We start from the raw sequence: 16,859 nt of genomic DNA, 5'->3' as shown, positions 1-16,859 counted from the left end.
GGCTTCAGCGCACGATGTAGCGCAGGCCGTTCAGCCGCGTGCGCCGCTCGCGCACCTCGGCGGCCACCGACATTGCATCGCCAGCCAATGCCCGCGCGATCCAGTCGGCCAGCTGCGGCATGTCCTCGGGCGTGAAGCCCAGCCGCACGATCTCGGGCACGCCCAGGCGCAGGCCGTTGATGTCGCCGTCGACCGGCGCGATCGGCAGGCCGATGCCGCAGGCCAGCAGGCCGCCCTGGGCCAACTGCTTCGCGGCGCGTTGCCCGCCGCCCCAGCGCGCGGCCTCGAGCGCGAACTGGTGCGACTGCGTGAAGCCGCGTGCCTTGGCGAACACCGGCGGGCCTTGCGCATCGAGCGCGCGTGCGAGCGCCTGCGCGGTGTCGCGCATCGCCGCCGCATAGGCCACGCCGTGCACCTTCCAGTCGAGCAGGCCACGGGCCAGCGCGGCCGTGCGGCCTGCGTCCGAGTTGGCCGTGAGCCCCGGGTAGGCGATGGCGTCGATGCGCTCCATCAGCGCCGCATCGTTCGACACGATCAGCCCGCCGGCCGGGCCGCCCAGGCTCTTGTAGGTGCTCATCGTGATCGCGTGCGCGCCGTCTTCGAGCGGCTGCGGCCAGGCCTTGCCGGCCACCATGCCCGAGAGGTGCGCGGCATCGAAGAGCACCTTGGCGCCCACGCTGTCGGCCACCTCGCGGATCGCGGGCACCGGGTGCGGGAACAGGTTGAGGCTGCCGCCGATGGTGATGAGCTTGGGCTTCACCTCGCGCGCAAGCTTGGCCAGCGCCACCACGTCGACCGAGTAGCCGTCGGCATCGACCGGCGCCGGCACGGTCTTCAGGCCGTAGAGCCCGGCCGCGCCCGCCGCATGGTGCGTCACATGGCCGCCGATGGCGGGCGGCGGCGCGATGATCGTGTCGCCGGGCTGGCAGGTCGCCATGAACACGTACAGGTTCGACAGCGCGCCCGAGCTCACGCGCACCTCGGCGAAGCGCGCACCGAACACCTCGGCCGCCAGCTCGGCGGCGACGACCTCGATGCGCTCGATGGCTTCCAGCCCCATCTCGTACTTGTCGCCCGGGTAGCCCAGCGACGGGCGCGAGCCCAGCCCGCGCGACAGCAGCGCCTCGGCGGCGGGGTTCATCACGTTGGTGGCCGGGTTGAGGTTCAGCCCGTCGACGTCGTGGATGCGGTGGCTGTCGGCCACGAGGCGTTCGATCTCGGCGGCCACGCCCGCCGCGTCGCGCGCGGCGGCGTCGGCGGCAATGGCGAGCACGTGGTCCTCGCTGGCGGCGGGAACCCAGGAACGGCGGTGAAGGGCGGCGGGCATGCGGTGTCTCGCTGAGGAAAGGAATGACCGCATGGTCGCGCCCTGCGCCTGCGCCGGCAACATGGATAAACTGGGCCCGAGCCCTAGAAAAACTTGGCCTCCACACCATGTCCCTCGCCCCACCCCGCCCTCGCCTGCCACCACACACGGCCGTGCGCGCCTTCGAGGCCGCGGCACGCCACGGCAGCTTCGCGCGCGCGGCCGAGGAACTGTTCGTGACGCCCGCCGCCGTCGCGCAGCAGATCAAAGCGCTCGAGACCTGGGCCGGCGGTGCGCTGTTCGAGCGGCACAGCCAGGGCATCCGGCTCAGCGCGCACGGCCGGCGCGCGCTGCCCGCGCTCAGCGCGGCGGTCGACCAGCTCGGCCTCGCGGTACAGGCGCTGCGCCAGGAAACCCAGACCGCCGCGCGCCGCAGCACGCTGCAGGTGGCGGCCCTGCCGGCCATGGCGCAGCTGTGGCTGTCGCCGCGGCTCTCGCGGCTGAAGGCCGCGCTGCCCGGCGTGCAGGTGTCGGTGACGGCGCTGGAGCAGCCGCCGAACTTCCGGCGCGAGCCCTTCGACCTCGGGCTGTTCTACGGCGCCGAAGCCGCCGTCGGCGCCACGGGCATCCCGCTCGCACGCGACCGCCTCGTGCCCGTGTGCAGCCCGCGCGTGCGCGCATCGCTGGAGAGCGCACGCCCGCGCCCGCTCGACGACCTTATCGACGTGCTCGCGCGCTGCGGCGGCCTGCACGACACGGTGTGGCGCGACGACTGGTCGCGCTGGCTGCAGGCCGTGCGCCCCGGCACCACGGCGGCCGGAGCCGATGCGCTGGCCGCCGGCCCGGATTTCTCGCTCTACAGCCTCGCGCTGCAGGCCGCGCTCGACGGTGAAGGGGTGCTGATGGGTCGCGAGCGGCTGGTGGCGCCGCTGCTCGAGAAAGGCCGGCTGCACGCGCCCTGGGGGCGGCCGAAGGCGCTGGGAGACACGCTGATGCTGCTGGTGCCTGCGCACCGCAAGGGGCCGCTGCTTGCGCAGCAGGTGCAGGCGCTGCAGGCCCTGGTCGATTGAACGGCTCGCGCTACGCGACGCGCTCGGCGATCAGGACCGCGAAGAAGCCGAGCGCCGCCAGCACCGTCCACTTGAACACGATCCAACCGAAGCGGCGGTACTTGACCTGCCCCGTGCCCGCATAGAACGCGAAGGACACGCCCGCCACCAGCAGAAGCAGCAGGATGGCCCAGCGAAAGAGAAGCATCGGAAAGAAAAAGCCTGCGCCGGGCTTACCAGGCCCGCGCCACTTCGCCGAAGCCGCGCGGTGCGCGCTTCTCGTCCTCGAAGGTCACGACCTCGTAGGCGTCGCTGTGCGAGAGCAGCTCGCGCAGCAGCTTGTTGTTGAGCGCATGGCCCGAGCGGAACGCCGTGTACGCGGCCAGCAGCGGCTTGCCGATGATGTACAGGTCGCCCATGGCGTCGAGGATCTTGTGCTTCACGAACTCGTCGTCGTAGCGCAGGCCGCCGGCATTGAGCACCTTGGTGTCGTCCATGACGATGGCGTTGTCCAGGCCGCCGCCGAGCGCGAGGCCCTTGCTGCGCATGTACTCGACCTCTTTCGTGAAGCCGAAAGTGCGCGCGCGTGCGATGTCGCGGCTGTACGAGTCGGTGCCCAGGTCGAACTCCACGCGCTGGCCGGTGGAGTTGACGACGCGGTGGTCGAAGTCGATCTCGAAGCTCAGCTTGAAGCCGTGGTACGGCTCCAGGCTCGCCCACTTCTCGTTGGCGCCCTCGCCTTCGCGCACCTCGACCTTGCGCAGCACGCGGATGAAGCGGCGCGGCGCCTTCTGCAGCTCGATGCCCGCGCTTTGCAGCAGGAACACGAAGGACGAGGCCGACCCGTCGAGGATCGGCACTTCGTCGGCCGTGATGTCGATGTAGAGGTTGTCGATGCCCAGGCCCGCGCAGGCGGACATGATGTGTTCGACGGTCTGCACCTTGGCGCCGCCCGTGGAGACGGTGGACGCCAGGCGCGTGTCGGTGACCGATTCGGCGGTCATGCGGATCTCGACCGGCTCGGGCAGGTCGACGCGGCGGAACACGATGCCCGTGTCGGCCGGGGCCGGTCGCAGGGTCAGCTCCACGCGTTGGCCGCTGTGAAGCCCCACGCCCACGGCGCGGCTGATCGACTTGAGGGTTCGTTGTTGCAGCACGCCCGAGATTTTAGGCGGGCGGCGACCGTGACGCCCTATTCCCTTCGCTATGGCCGCGATAGACATGGACCGGTCAGATAAGAAAAAACAAAAAGCCGGGAGCCCCCGGCGATGGACGCAAGGGGCACGAGGTGGACGCAGCGCCTAGAGCCGGGGGTCAGTCCCTTTCAGGTCTTCCCCGTCCCCTTGCGAACCCTCGTGCCCTCTGCGTTCGGTGGCCTGCGGTCAGTCTGCTTGACGACGCAGGAATGCGGGGATCTCGAAGTCGTCCATGCCACCCGACGACAGGGCGTCGACCTTGGCAGCGGCCATCGTGCGGTTGGTGCGCCACACGCTGGGCACGGCCATGCCGTCGTAGTTGGGCTGGCTGCCCGAACCACCACCCGCGTGGCCCACGCCGCCGAGCGTCGGCACGGTGAACGGGATGTTGTCGGTGCCGGTGCGGATCACTTCGAGCGTCGGGGCCTGGCGGCGTGCGTCGGCACGCGACAGACCCGTGGCCACCACCGTGACGCGCATCTGGTCGCCCAGGCTTTCGTCGTAGGCGGCGCCGTAGATCACGTGCGCGTCCGGCGAGGCGTAGGCGCGGATGGTGTTCATCGCGAGCTTCGACTCGTTCAGCTTCAGCGAACCCTTCGATGCCGTCACCAGCACCAGCACGCCCTTGGCGCCCGAGAGGTCGATGCCTTCGAGCAGCGGGCAGGCCACGGCCTGTTCGGCGGCGATGCGCGCGCGGTCGGGGCCCGCTGCGGCAGCGGTGCCCATCATGGCCTTGCCGGGTTCGCCCATCACGGTGCGCACGTCTTCGAAGTCGACGTTCACGCCGCCGTACTCGTTGATGATTTCCGAGATGCCGCCCACGGCGTTCTTCAGCACGTCGTTGGCATGCGCGAAGGCTTCGTCCTGGGTGATGTCTTCACCGAGCACGTCCAGCAGCTTCTCGTTGAGCACCACGATCAGCGAGTCGACGTTGGCTTCGAGTTCGGCCAGGCCGGCGTCGGCGTTGGTCATGCGACGGCCGCCTTCCCAGTCGAAGGGCTTGGTCACCACGCCCACCGTCAGGATGCCCATTTCCTTGGCCACGCGCGCGATCACGGGCGCCGCGCCGGTGCCGGTGCCGCCGCCCATGCCGGCCGTGATGAACAGCATGTGCGCGCCGTCGATGGCGGCGCGGATGTCGTCCACCGCGGCTTCGGCCGCGTCACGGCCCTTCTCGGGCTTGCTGCCGGCGCCCAGGCCGCTGATGCCCAGCTGGATGTTCTTGTGCGCGTTGCTGCGTTGCAGGGCTTGCGCGTCGGTGTTGGCGCAAACGAACTGCACGCCTTGCACACCACGCTCCATCATGTGGGCGACCGCATTGCCACCGCCGCCGCCGACACCGATCACCTTGATCTGCGTGCCCTGGTTGAATTCTTCGACTTCGATCATTTCGATGGTCATTTCTAACTCCTTGAATATTGCAGTTGCCGTTATGTGTCTATGAATATTTCTTCTGCCGTGACGTGATCAACGGGATCGCCGTCGCGATGGTGGACCAGTGCGTCGCCATCGCTCGTTGAAATGCAGCGGAGGGCCCGCGCGTGCGAGCCAGAGTGGGGAGTGGTTCATGGTCAGAAGTTCCCCACGATGAAGTCCTTGAAACGTCCGAACGCAGTCTTTACGGACCCGTTCTTCTGTGCGACCTTGAAGCCACGCATGCGTGCAAAACGTGCTTCCTCGAGCAGGCCCATCACGGTGGCCGCGCGCGGCTGCGCCACCATGTCCGAGAGCGCGCTCGAGTACTTCGGGATGCCACGGCGCACGGGCTTGAGGAAGATGTCTTCACCGAGCTCGACCATGCCGGGCATGACGGCGCTGCCGCCCGTGAGCACCACGCCCGACGACAGCACTTCCTCGTAGCCCGACTCGCGCACCACCTGCTGCACCAGCGAGAAGATCTCTTCGATGCGCGGCTCGATCACGCCGGCAAGCGCCTGCTTGCTCAACATGCGCGGGCCGCGATCGCCAAGGCCGGGGACTTCGACCTGCGATTCAGGGTCGGCCAGCAGCTGCTTGGCGTAGCCGTGCTCGACCTTGATGTCCTCCGCGTCCTTGGTGGGCGTGCGCAGGGCCATCGCGATGTCGCTCGTGATGAGGTCGCCCGCGATCGGGATCACGGCCGTGTGGCGGATCGCACCGTTGGTGAAGATCGCCACGTCGGTGGTGCCCGCGCCGATGTCGACCAGCACCACGCCCAGTTCGCGCTCGTCCTCGGTGAGCACCGCCTGGCTCGAGGCCAGCGGGTTCAGCATCAACTGGTCGACCTCGAGGCCGCAGCGGCGCACGCACTTGATGATGTTCTCGGCCGCGCTCTGCGCGCCGGTCACGATGTGCACCTTGGCCTCCAGGCGCATGCCGCTCATGCCGATCGGCTCCTTCACGTCCTGGCCGTCGATCACGAACTCCTGCGGCTCCACCAGCAACAGGCGCTGGTCGCTCGAGATGTTGATGGCACGCGCCGTCTCGACCACGCGGGCCACGTCGGCGGGCGTGACTTCCTTGTCCTTCACCGCCACCATGCCGCTTGAATTGATGCCGCGGATGTGGCTGCCGGTGATGCCGGTGTAGACGCGGCTGATCTTGCAGTCGGCCATCAGCTCGGCTTCTTTCAGCGCCTGCTGAATGCTCTGCACGGTGGCGTCGATGTTCACCACGACGCCGCGCTTGAGGCCGTTGCTGGGCGCGATGCCCAGGCCGGCCAGCTTGAGCTCGCCGCCTTGCAGCACCTCGGCCACGACCACCATCACCTTGGCGGTTCCGATGTCCAGGCCTACGACCAGGTCTTTGTATTCTTTGGGCATGTAGATGTCCTCGGTATTCGCTACTTGATTTTTCTTGGGGCCTCAGGCGAGACCGTGGTGACGCCGCGCAGCCGCAGGGCATACGCGTCGTTGTGGCGCAGATCGGCGCGTTCGACGTCGGCCACCGTGCGGCGGTACTGGCCCGCGACCTGCGTCACGGTCTTCAGGAACCGCTGCAGGCGCGCCGACACCTCGTCGCTCTGGCCGCGGCCGAGCTCGATCTCGGCCCCGCTGTCCAGCAGCACCTTCCAGCTGCCGCGGCTGGACAGCCGCAGCTCGGCGATGTCGAAGTCGTAGGGCTCGAACATCGGCGCGAGCACGCGGTACATGCCCAGCACCTGCCCGGCCTGCTCGATCGGTCCGTCCAGCCGCGGCAGGTCGGCGTCGACCTCGGCCACGTTGGCCTCGAACACGTCGCCGAAGCCGTTGATCAGCTTGGAGCCGGCCTCGTCGCCCCACACCGCCACCGGCACCTGCTCGGTCAGCGTCACGCGCAGCTTGTTCGGGAACTCGCGCCGCACCACCGCGCTGCGCACCCATGGCACCGTCTCGAAGGCGGTGCGCGCACGCGCCAGGTCGATGGTGAAGAAGTTGCCCTTGAGCTGCGGCGCCACGTTGGCGCGCAGCGTGACCGCGTTGTTGTGCGTGACCTCGCCGTCCACCTTGATGCCCGAGATCGGGAAGAAAGGCTGGCGCAGCACCCACCACGCGCTCGCCGCCAGCAGCATGAGCGCCACCAGCACGAACGCAACGTTCGCGACGATGTTCATCAGCTTGACGTCGAAGGGAGCGGGGATGCTGTCGGCCATGGCTTAGTTCGCGCCTCCCTTGGCATCCAGCGATGCGGACGCGAGCACGCGCACGCACAGCTCTTCGTAGGGAATGCCCGCCGCGCGCGCCGACATCGGCACCAGCGAATGGCTGGTCATGCCGGGCGAGGTGTTCATCTCGAGCAGGAAGGGCTTGCGGTCGCTGGCGCGGATCATCACGTCGGCGCGGCCCCAGCCGCGGCAGCCGAGCGTGTGGTACGCGGCCAGCGTGATGCGCTGGATCTCGCGTTCCTCGGCTTCGGGCAGGCCGCTCGGGCACTGGTACTTCACGTCGTCGGTGAAGTACTTGTTCTGGTAGTCGTAGGCGCCTTCGGGCGCGGCGATGCGCACCACCGGCAGCGCGCGTGCATCGAGCCCCTGGCCGAGCACGGCGCAGGTGACTTCCTCGCCGTCGATGAACTCCTCGCACAGCACGTCGGCGTCGAACTTCGCCGACAGCGCGACCGCATCCTGCATCTGCGAGTAGCCCTCGACCTTGGTCACGCCGATGGACGAGCCCTCGCGCGGCGGCTTCACGATCAGCGGCAGGCCCAGCACGTCGGGCACGACCATGATCTGCTCGCGGCTTTGCTGGTCGAAGGCCAGGCGCACGTACTTGGGCGTGGGCAGGCCGTCAGCCTGCCAGATGCGCTTGGTCATGACCTTGTCCATGGCCACGCTCGAGGCCATCACGCCCGAGCCGGTGTAGGGAATGCCCAGCAGCTCGAGCGCGCCCTGCACGGTGCCGTCTTCGCCATGGCGGCCATGCAGCGCGACGAAGCAGCGCGCGAAGCCTTCGCGCTTCAGGTCGGTCAGCTCGCGCTCCGACGGGTCGAAGGCATGCGCGTCGACGCCGCGCGAACGCAGGGCCTGCAGCACGCCGGCGCCGGACATCAGCGACACCTCGCGTTCGGCGGAACTGCCGCCAAAGAGCACGGCCACTTTGCCGAAAAGTTGTGGATCCTGAAGGCTCACGCGGCCCTCCCCTTGCGCGCAGTGCGCTCTGAAGTTGTTGATGAGGGTGCGGGCGGCGTGCCGAGTTCGACCACCTTGCCCGGCACCGCGCCGATGGAGCCCGCGCCCATGCACAGCACCACGTCGCCCGCGCGGGCGTTGTCCAGGATGGCCTGCGGCATGGCGACGATGTCGTCCACGAACACCGGCTCGACCTTGCCGGCCACGCGCAGCGCGCGCGCCAGCGTGCGGCCGTCGGCGGCCACGATGGGCGCCTCGCCCGCGGCATAGACCTCGCCCAGCAGCACCGAATCGGCCGTGCCGATGACCTTCACGAAGTCCTCGAAGCAGTCGCGCGTGCGGGTGTAGCGGTGCGGCTGGAAGGCCAGCACCAGTCGGCGCCCCGGGAAGGCGCCACGCGCGGCGGAAATGGTGGCCGCCATCTCGACCGGGTGATGCCCGTAGTCGTCGATGACGGTGAAGGTGCCGCCGGCCGTGTCGTTCGGCACGGCCACGTCGCCGTAGCTCTGGAAGCGGCGGCCCACGCCCTTGAAACCGGCCAGGCCGCGCTGCACCGCTTCGTCGGCAATGCCGAGCTCGACCGCCATGGCGATCACCGACAGCGCGTTGCGCACGTTGTGCTCGCCCGGCAGGTTCAGCACGATGGGCAGGTCGGGCAGCGTCACGCCGTTGCGGCGCTGCGCGGTGAAATGCATCTGGCCGCCGACGGCGCGCACGTCGATGGCGCGCACCTGGGCGTCCTCGCCGAAGCCGTAGCTGGTGACCGGGCAGGTCACGTCGGCCACGATCTCGCGCACCGCCGGATCGTCGGTGCACAGGATGGCCACGCCGTAGAACGGCATGCGGTGCAGGAAATCGACAAAGGCTTTCTTCAGCTTCGCGAAGTCGTGCCCGTAGGTCTCCATGTGGTCGGCGTCGATGTTCGTGACCACTGCCATCACGGGCAGCAGGTTCAGGAACGAGGCGTCCGACTCGTCGGCCTCGACCACGATGTAGTCGCCGCTGCCCAGCTGCGCGTTGGCGCCGGCGCTGTTCAGACGCCCGCCGATCACGAAGGTCGGGTCGAGCCCGGCGGCCTCGAGCACGCTGGCGGCCAGGCTGGTGGTGGTGGTCTTGCCGTGCGTGCCGGCGATGGCGATGCCCTGCTTCAGGCGCATCAGCTCCGCGAGCATGAGCGCGCGCGGCACGACCGGAATGCGCTTTTCGCGCGCGGCCAGCACCTCGGGGTTGTCCGACTGCACGGCGGTGGAGGTGACGACCGCGTCCGCGCCGTCGATGTGCGCGGCGGCATGGCCCACGAAGGTGCCGATGCCCAGGCCCGCGAGACGGCGCAGCGTGGCGCTGTCCGACAGGTCGGAGCCCGTGATCTTGTAACCCAGGTTCAGCAGCACCTCGGCGATGCCGCTCATGCCCGAGCCGCCGACGCCGACGAAGTGGATGTGACGGATCGCGTGCTTCATTTCGCAAGCTCCTCGCAGGCGCGGACGACCGCGTCCACTGCTTCGGTCTTCTGCAGGGTCTTGGCCTTGGTGGCCCGGTCGATCAAGGTCGTGCGTTCGGTTTTCTGTAGCAAATCAGCCAGCAATTCAGGGGTGAGGTCGGTCTGTTGCACCAGCCAGCCGCCGCCCGCGTCCACGAGGAAGCGCGCGTTGGTGGTCTGGTGGTCGTCGACCGCCGAGGGGAAAGGCACGAACAGCGCTGCTGCGCCGACGGCCGCGATTTCGGTGACGGTGCTGGCGCCCGCGCGCGCGACGATGAGGTCGGCCTCGGCGTACGCCTGCGCGGTGTCGTCGATGAAGGGCGTGAGCTCGCCCTCGACGCCGGCCGCCGCATAGTTGGCGCGCAATTCGTCGATCTGCTTGGCGCCGCTCTGGTGCCGCACCTGCGGGCGAGCGTCGGGCGCGATGCGCGCCAGCGCCTGCGGCACGACGGCGTTGAGCGCACGCGCGCCCAGGCTGCCGCCGACCACCAGCAACTTGAGCGGCCCCGTGCGGCCCGCGAAGCGCGTGGCCGGATCGGGCTGCGACGTGAACGCCGCGCGCAGCGGATTGCCCACCCACTGCGCCTTCTTCAGCACGTTCGGGAAGGCCGTGAACACGCGGTCGGCCACGCCCGCCAGCACCTTGTTGGCGAGACCGGCCACCGAGTTCTGCTCGTGCAGCACCAGCGGCTTGCCCATCAGCACGCCCATCATCCCGCCCGGGAAAGTGATGTAGCCGCCCAGGCCCACCAGCACGTCGGGCTTCACGCGGCGCACCACGGCCAGGCTCTGCCAGAAGGCGCGCAGCAGCTTCAGCGGCAACAGGAACAGCGTGAGCGGGCCCTTGCCGCGCACGCCGCCGAACTGCACCGGCTCGAAGGCGAAGCCGCGCGGAGGCACGAGCTTTTCTTCCATGCTGCCGGGCGCGCCCAGCCAGTGCACGCGCCAGCCGCGCTCGCGCAGGGCCTCGGCCACTGCGAGACCCGGGAAGATGTGGCCGCCCGTGCCGCCCGCCATGACGAGTGCCGTACGGCCGGTCATACGCGACCTCCCCGCATGAGCACGCGGTTCTCGTAATCGATGCGCAGCACGACGGCGAGCGCCACGAGGTTCATCAGGATCGCCGAGCCGCCGAAGCTCATCAGCGGCAAGGTCAGGCCCTTGGTCGGCAGTGCGCCCAGGTTCACGCCCATGTTGATGAAGGCCTGGAAGCCGATCCACACGCCCACGCCCTGGGCCACGAGGCCCGAGAACACGCGGTCGAGCGCGATCGCCTGGCGGCCGATGTGCATGATGCGGCGCGTGAGCCACAGGAACAGGCCGATGATCAGCAGCACACCGATGAGGCCGAACTCTTCGCCGATCACGGCCAGCAGGAAGTCGGTGTGCGCCTCGGGCAGCCAGTGCAGCTTCTCGACGCTGCCGCCCAGGCCCACGCCGAAGACCTCGCCGCGGCCGATGGCGATCAGCGAGTGCGACAGCTGGTAGCCCTTGCCCAGCGCGTGCTCTTCGCTCCACGGATCGAGGTACGCAAAGATGCGCTCGCGGCGCCACGGGCTGCTCGCCACGATGGAGCCGAAGGCCACCACCACCAGCGTCGCGATCACGAAGAACATGCGCGCGTTCACGCCGCCCAGGAACAGGATGCCCATGGCGATCACGGCGATCACCATGAAGGCGCCCATGTCGGGCTCGGCCATCACCAGCATGCCGACCACCACCACCGCGATGCCCATCGGAAGCACGGCGCGGAAGAACCGCTCCTTGATCTCCATCTTGCGCACCATGTAGCTGGCGGCATAGAGCACCATCGCGAACTTGGCCAGCTCCGACGGCTGGAAGCGCATGAAGCCCATCGGCAGCCAGCGGCGCGCGCCGTTCACGTTGATGCCGATGTGCGGAATGAGCACCGCCACCAGCAGCAGCAGCGAAGCCACGAAGAGCCAGGGCGCGGCGCGCTCCCAGGTCTTCATCGGGACCTGGAAGGTCAGCAGCGCGGCGATGAAGGCGATGACCAGCGAGGCCGCATGCCGCGTGAGGAAGTACGAGGCGCTGTAGCCGGCGCGTGCGAAGCGCGGGTTGTCGGGCAGCGCGATCGAGGCCGAATACACCATGATCAGGCCCCAGGTCATCAGCGCGACCGTGACCCAGACCAGCGCCTGGTCGAAGCCCAGCACGCGCATCGGCGTGGCCTTGGTCTGCGCGACACCGGCGCCGCCCAACCGCACGGGCAGGTGCACGGGCAGCGAATCCATGCCGCTGCGGGCGCGCCGGAACCAGCCGCCGAAACGGCTGCCGGTGCTGGTTTCCTGGCCTGCGGCTGCGGAGTTCAAATCGGGTCCTCCATCGATCCGGCGGTGGACAGCGACGCGCCAGGCACGTACGACACCACCGCGTCGTCGCCACCCACGGCCTCGCGCGGGCTGTCGGCGTAGGCCTCGACGGCCTCGCAGAACACTTCGGCGCGGTGCGCGTAGTCCTTGAACATGTCGAAGCTCGCACAGGCCGGTGACAGCAGCACGGCATCGCCGGGGTGGGCGCGCGCGGCGGCGAGCTTCACGGCCTCTTCCATCGAGCCCGCGTGCTTCAGCGAGACGCCGGTGGAGGCCAGCGCGGCCTCGATCAGCGGCGCGTCGCGGCCGATGAGCACCACGGCGCGCGCGTACTGGCGCACGGGGTCGGCCAGCGGCTCGAAGTCCTGGCCCTTGCCTTCGCCGCCGAGGATCACGACCACGCGGCGCTCCTCGCCGAGACCGCTCAGTGCGGCCACGGTGGCGCCGACGTTGGTGCCCTTGCTGTCGTCGAAGAACTCAACCTCGTCCACGATGGCGATCGGCTCGACACGGTGCGGCTCGCCGCGGTACTCGCGCAGGCCGTAGAGCATCGGGCCCAGCGGGCAGTCGGCGGCGCTGGCGAGTGCAAGCGCCGCCAAGGCGTTCATGGCGTTGTGGCGGCCGCGGATACGCAGCGCGTCTGCGGGCATGAGGCGCTGGAAGAAGAGCTCCTCTTCCACCACCGCGCCGCGCTTGCGCTTTTGCGTTTCGTCGGCTTCCAGCGCGCGCACCAACCAGGCCACGCCGTTGATGCGCTCGATGCCGTAGTCACCCGGGCGCAGCGGCATCGCGCCGCCGAAGGTGACGTGGGTGCGGATCTGCGGACGCTGCAGCCGCACCTTGACCGGCGGCGGCAGCATGGCCATCACGCCGGCGTCGTCGCGGTTCAGGATCATCAGGCCCTTGGCGCCGAAGATGCGCGCCTTCGCGGCCGCGTAGGCCGGCATGTCGCCATGCCAGTCGAGGTGGTCCTGCGTGAGGTTGAGCACGGTCGCGGCCGTGGGCTCGAAGCCCTGCACGCCGTCGAGCTGGAAGCTCGAGAGTTCGAGCACCCACACGTCGGGCAGCGTGCCGGCGTCGAGGTGCCCGGCCAGCGTGTCGAGCAGCGTGGGGCCGATGTTGCCGGCCACGGCCACGGTCTTGCCCGCGCGTTCGACCAGCTGGCCGGTGAGCGAGGTGACGGTGGTCTTGCCGTTGGTGCCGGTGATGGCAAGCACGGCGGGCGTGTAGCCCTTGGGCGCTTCGGGCTCGGGTTCGGGCACGAGTTCGAGTTGCGGCGTGGCCTCTTCCTCGACCGCGGCCGACGCCGGGTTGGTGGCGGACAGCTCGGCGATCTTGGCGACGAACTCGGCGGCCTCGCGCGCCGCGGTGGGCACGTAGGGCTTGCCGGGGGTGGGCAGGCGGAGGCGGGAGACGGTGGCGGCGGGCGCGGGCGACACGGCAGGCGTGTCGGTGGCGGCTGGTACTGCGCCGTCTTCCGTCGTGGCGCCTTCGGCGACGACGTCTTCGGTGGGCGGCGTCACCGGCACGCTCAGCGATGCATCGCGCGGCATGGCTTCAGCCATGGCGGGCGGTGTGGGTTCGGTGGCTTCGGTCGGTTCGACGGGTTCGGCTTCTGCGGCAGTCGCATCGACTGGCAGTGCGGCTTCGGTCGACTCAGCGGCCACGGCCTCCGTGGGTGCAACCGCCTCGGTCGCCTCAACAGCTTCGACGGGCGCGGCCGCTTCGGGCTCGCCTTCGACAACCGCAGCAGCCTCCGGCGCAGGCACTTCCGGCGTCTCGACCACCGCAGCCTCCGCCACAGGGGCTTCTTCGCTCAAGGCCAGCTCGGCCTGGGCCGGCGTTTCAACGACAGGCTCAACCACGGCGGTTTCGGCGGGCACTTCAGCTTCGGCTTCCACCACCGGCACCTCGACCGTCTGCAGATCGAGCAGCGCGCGCGCGAACAGGTCCAGCTCGCCGCCGACCACGAGGCCCACGGCCTTGGCGGCGTCGACGACCGGCGCCAGCGTCGCGGGCGACAGGCCCGGCGAGCGGTACACAGCACGAATCGGCGTGCCTTCGACCAGCGCGGCCGTGAACGGCCCGCCGATGAAAGTGGCGTCGGGCAGCTCGGCCTGCAGCGTCGCGAGCGAGGCCGGCGCCTCGCGCGTGTCGGCCACGGTCACGACCGCGCCGTGGCGCGCGCACCAGCGCGCCATCGCCAGCCCGGACGCGCCGAGGCCGAGGATGAGAACGGGGAGGTCTTTCAGGTGCCGCATGGTTTTCTTGTTACCGCAGCTTCAGCGTCGACAGGCCGATGAGGCACAGCAGCATCGTGATGATCCAGAAGCGCACGACGACCTGCGTCTCGCGCCAGCCGCTCTTCTCGAAGTGGTGGTGCAGCGGCGCCATCTTGAGCACGCGGCGCCCCTCGCCATAGCGCTTCTTCGTGTACTTGAAGTACATGACCTGCGCCATCACCGAGATCGCCTCGACCACGAAGATGCCGCCCATGATGAAGAACACGATCTCCTGGCGCACGATGACCGCGATGGTGCCCAGCGCGCCGCCCAGCGCCAGCGCGCCCACGTCGCCCATGAAGACCTGCGCCGGATGGGTGTTGAACCAGAGGAACGCGAGGCCCGCGCCGGCCATGGCCGAGCAGAACACCAGCAGCTCGCCCGAGCCCGGGATGTTGGGGAACAGCAGGTACTTGGAGTACACCGCGCTGCCCGTGACGTAGGCGAACACGCCCAGTGCCGAGCCCACCATCACCACCGGCATGATCGCCAGGCCGTCCAGGCCGTCCGTGAGGTTCACGGCATTGCTCGCGCCCACGATCACGAGGTAGGTGAGGATCACGAAGCCGATGCCGCCCAGCGGGTAGCTCACTTCCTTGAAGAAAGGCACCAGCAGGTTGATCTTGGGCGGAAAGTCGAGGTCGAAGCCCGAGCGCACCCAGGCGTAGAACAGCTCGAGCACGCGCCAGTTGGAGCTCTCGGAAATGCTGAACAGCAGGTAGAAGCCCGCGAGCAGGCCGACCAGCGATTGCCAGAAATACTTCTCGCGCGAGCGCATGCCTTCGGGGTCCTTGCGCACCACCTTGCGCCAGTCGTCCACCCAGCCGATGGCGCCGAAGCCCATCGTGACCCACAGCACGATCCACACGAAGCGGTTCGAGAGATCGAACCACAGCAAGGTAGCGAAGGCGATGGCGAACAGCACGAGCACGCCACCCATGGTGGGCGTGCCGCTCTTGGTCAGGTGCGTTTCCATGCCGTAGCCGCGGATCGGCTGGCCGATCTTGAGCGCAGCGAGGCGACGAATGACGTACGGGCCGGCCACCAGGCCGACGACGAGCGCGGTCAGCGCGGCCATCAGGGCGCGGAACGTGAGGTAGTTGAAAACGCGCAAGAACCCGAACTCGGGCGACAGCGTCTGCAGCCATTGGGCCAGGGACATCAGCATGGTGTGTTGCGCGGCTCATGCGTCATGACCGGCCTCCTTTTGTTGTTGTGCTTCGATCGCCTGCACCACGCGCTCCATCTTCATGAAGCGCGACCCCTTGACCAGCACGCTGCCCAGCTGCGGCAGGCGGGCGAGCACGGCCGCGCGGAGCGTGTCGAAATCGTCGAAATGGCGTCCATCGACACCATCGTTGTTGTTGAAAGCCGTCGCCGCATGCACGGTCTCGCCGCCCAGCGTGTAGACGGCGTCGAGGCCGCGCTGGCGCGCCCAGGCGCCGACCTCGGCATGGAATTCCGGCGAGCGGTCGCCGACCTCGCCCATTTCGCCGAGCACCAGCAGGCGCGGGGCGGGCAGGCCGGTGAGCACGTCGATGGCGGCAATCACGGAATCGGGGTTGGCGTTGTAGCTGTCGTCGACCAGCGTGAGCGCGTGTCCGCCGGGCAGCACGACCTCGCTGGCGCGCGAACGGCCCTTGACCGGCTCGAAGGCCGACAGGCCCGCGGCGATGGTGTCGAGCGACACGCCGGCCGCCAGCGCGCAGGCGGTGGCGGCGAGCGCGTTGCCCACGTTGTGGCGGCCCGCGATGTGCAGGCGCGCATCGAAGGCGCCCAGCGGCGTGCGCACGCGCACGCGCCAGGCGCCCTGCTGCCATTCGGCGCTGTCGAGCGAGATGTCGGCATCGGCGTGCTCGCCGAAGGTCAGGCAGCGGCGCGAACCGCTCTGGCGCGCCAGGTCGGTCCACAGCGAGGTGAAGGTGTCGCCGTAGGGGAACACGGCGGTGCCGTCGTCGGGCAGTTCGGCGAACACGGCGGCGTTCTCGATGGCGACCGCCTCGACGCTGGCCATGAACTCCTGGTGCTCGCGCTGCGCGTTGTTGACCAGCGCGATGGTCGGGCGCGACATGGCGGCCAACCGCGCGATCTCGCCCGGGTGGTTCATGCCCAGCTCGAGCACCGCCAGCTGGTGCTGCGCGCGCAGGCGCATCAGCGTGAGCGGCACGCCGATCTCGTTGTTGAAGTTGCCGGCCGTGGCCAGCGCGCGGTCGGCGCGGAAGGCGGCGAGCACGGCCGCGATCATCTGCGTGACCGTGGTCTTGCCGTTGCTGCCGGTGACGGCGATCAGCGGCAGCTGGAACTGCGCGCGCCAGCCAGCGCCCAGCGCGCCGAGCGCGACGAGCGAGTCGGGCACCTCGAGGCCGGCGAGCCCCGCGGCTTCGAGGCCGCCGTGCGCAATGGCGGCCACGGCGCCCTGCTGCTTCGCGTCGGCCAGGAAATCGTTGGCGTCGAATCGCTCGCCCTTGAGCGCAACGAACAGGTCGCCAGCGGCCAGGGTGCGGGTGTCGGTGTGGACGCGGGCGATCACGGTGGCCGGGTCGCCCACGAGGCGCGAACCCGGCACCCATTGCTGCGCCTGCGCCAACGTCAGGTTGAGCGGCGTAGAGACGGGCGTGGCCATGGCGG

14 protein-coding genes are annotated in these 16,859 nt (G+C 69.4%); 1 reads left to right on the top strand and 13 read right to left on the bottom strand.

The window, feature by feature from the left end:
• Positions 1–4: 4 nt before the first annotated feature.
• A complete protein-coding gene (locus tag AC1RAA_RS23055; protein WP_492731829.1) occupies positions 5–1,327 on the bottom strand; it encodes an alpha-methylserine aldolase in 1,323 nt (440 codons plus the stop codon).
• A gap of 107 nt (positions 1,328–1,434) precedes the next feature.
• Between AC1RAA_RS23055 and AC1RAA_RS23050 the strand changes: the two genes are divergently transcribed.
• Positions 1,435–2,376, top strand: a complete 942-nt coding sequence (locus AC1RAA_RS23050; protein WP_492731827.1) for a LysR family transcriptional regulator — start codon at positions 1,435–1,437, stop codon at positions 2,374–2,376.
• A 10-nt stretch (positions 2,377–2,386) separates the two neighbouring features.
• Here the strand turns inward: AC1RAA_RS23050 and AC1RAA_RS23045 are convergent, their stop codons facing one another.
• The 12 genes from AC1RAA_RS23045 to AC1RAA_RS22990 form a co-directional block, all read right to left on the bottom strand.
• Positions 2,387–2,563: a hypothetical protein gene (locus AC1RAA_RS23045; protein ID WP_167394968.1), complete on the bottom strand. Its 177-nt coding sequence runs from the start codon at positions 2,561–2,563 to the stop codon at positions 2,387–2,389.
• 25 nt (positions 2,564–2,588) lie between these two features.
• Positions 2,589–3,512, bottom strand: a complete 924-nt coding sequence (lpxC, locus tag AC1RAA_RS23040; RefSeq protein ID WP_056575680.1) for a UDP-3-O-acyl-N-acetylglucosamine deacetylase — start codon at positions 3,510–3,512, stop codon at positions 2,589–2,591.
• A 225-nt stretch (positions 3,513–3,737) separates the two neighbouring features.
• Positions 3,738–4,952, bottom strand: a complete 1,215-nt coding sequence (ftsZ, locus tag AC1RAA_RS23035; protein ID WP_062474218.1) for a cell division protein FtsZ — start codon at positions 4,950–4,952, stop codon at positions 3,738–3,740.
• 170 nt (positions 4,953–5,122) lie between these two features.
• Positions 5,123–6,352 carry a cell division protein FtsA gene (ftsA, locus tag AC1RAA_RS23030; RefSeq protein ID WP_056575685.1) on the bottom strand — a complete coding sequence of 410 codons (1,230 nt, stop codon included), beginning with the start codon at positions 6,350–6,352 and terminating at the stop codon, positions 5,123–5,125.
• 20 nt (positions 6,353–6,372) lie between these two features.
• Complete coding sequence (locus tag AC1RAA_RS23025; protein WP_062474220.1) at positions 6,373–7,161, bottom strand: cell division protein FtsQ/DivIB; 789 nt, start codon at positions 7,159–7,161, stop codon at positions 6,373–6,375.
• Positions 7,162–7,164: 3 nt separating this feature from the next.
• Positions 7,165–8,136 (bottom strand): D-alanine--D-alanine ligase, encoded by a 972-nt coding sequence (locus AC1RAA_RS23020; RefSeq protein WP_062474222.1) that lies wholly within the window; start codon positions 8,134–8,136, stop codon positions 7,165–7,167.
• A complete protein-coding gene (gene murC / locus AC1RAA_RS23015) occupies positions 8,133–9,596 on the bottom strand; it encodes a UDP-N-acetylmuramate--L-alanine ligase (protein WP_492731825.1) in 1,464 nt (487 codons plus the stop codon). The genes AC1RAA_RS23020 and murC overlap by 4 nt, the downstream gene beginning before the upstream one ends.
• Positions 9,593–10,657, bottom strand: coding sequence for an undecaprenyldiphospho-muramoylpentapeptide beta-N-acetylglucosaminyltransferase (gene murG, locus AC1RAA_RS23010; RefSeq protein ID WP_492731823.1), 1,065 nt, complete (start codon positions 10,655–10,657; stop codon positions 9,593–9,595). The genes murC and murG overlap by 4 nt, the downstream gene beginning before the upstream one ends.
• A complete protein-coding gene (gene ftsW, locus AC1RAA_RS23005) occupies positions 10,654–11,949 on the bottom strand; it encodes a putative lipid II flippase FtsW (RefSeq protein WP_062474228.1) in 1,296 nt (431 codons plus the stop codon). Before ftsW ends, murG begins: the two co-directional genes overlap by 4 nt.
• Positions 11,946–14,210 (bottom strand): UDP-N-acetylmuramoyl-L-alanine--D-glutamate ligase, encoded by a 2,265-nt coding sequence (murD, locus tag AC1RAA_RS23000; RefSeq protein WP_492731821.1) that lies wholly within the window; start codon positions 14,208–14,210, stop codon positions 11,946–11,948. The genes ftsW and murD overlap by 4 nt, the downstream gene beginning before the upstream one ends.
• A gap of 10 nt (positions 14,211–14,220) precedes the next feature.
• Positions 14,221–15,399: a phospho-N-acetylmuramoyl-pentapeptide-transferase gene (gene mraY, locus AC1RAA_RS22995; RefSeq protein ID WP_070060130.1), complete on the bottom strand. Its 1,179-nt coding sequence runs from the start codon at positions 15,397–15,399 to the stop codon at positions 14,221–14,223.
• A 15-nt stretch (positions 15,400–15,414) separates the two neighbouring features.
• Positions 15,415–16,854, bottom strand: a complete 1,440-nt coding sequence (locus tag AC1RAA_RS22990; RefSeq protein WP_492731888.1) for a UDP-N-acetylmuramoyl-tripeptide--D-alanyl-D-alanine ligase — start codon at positions 16,852–16,854, stop codon at positions 15,415–15,417.
• Positions 16,855–16,859: the final 5 nt, after the last annotated feature.

It is taken from the genome of Variovorax sp. GW823-FHT04F07, assembly GCF_058795995.1.
This window is presented reverse-complemented; position numbering and strand designations above follow the sequence as displayed.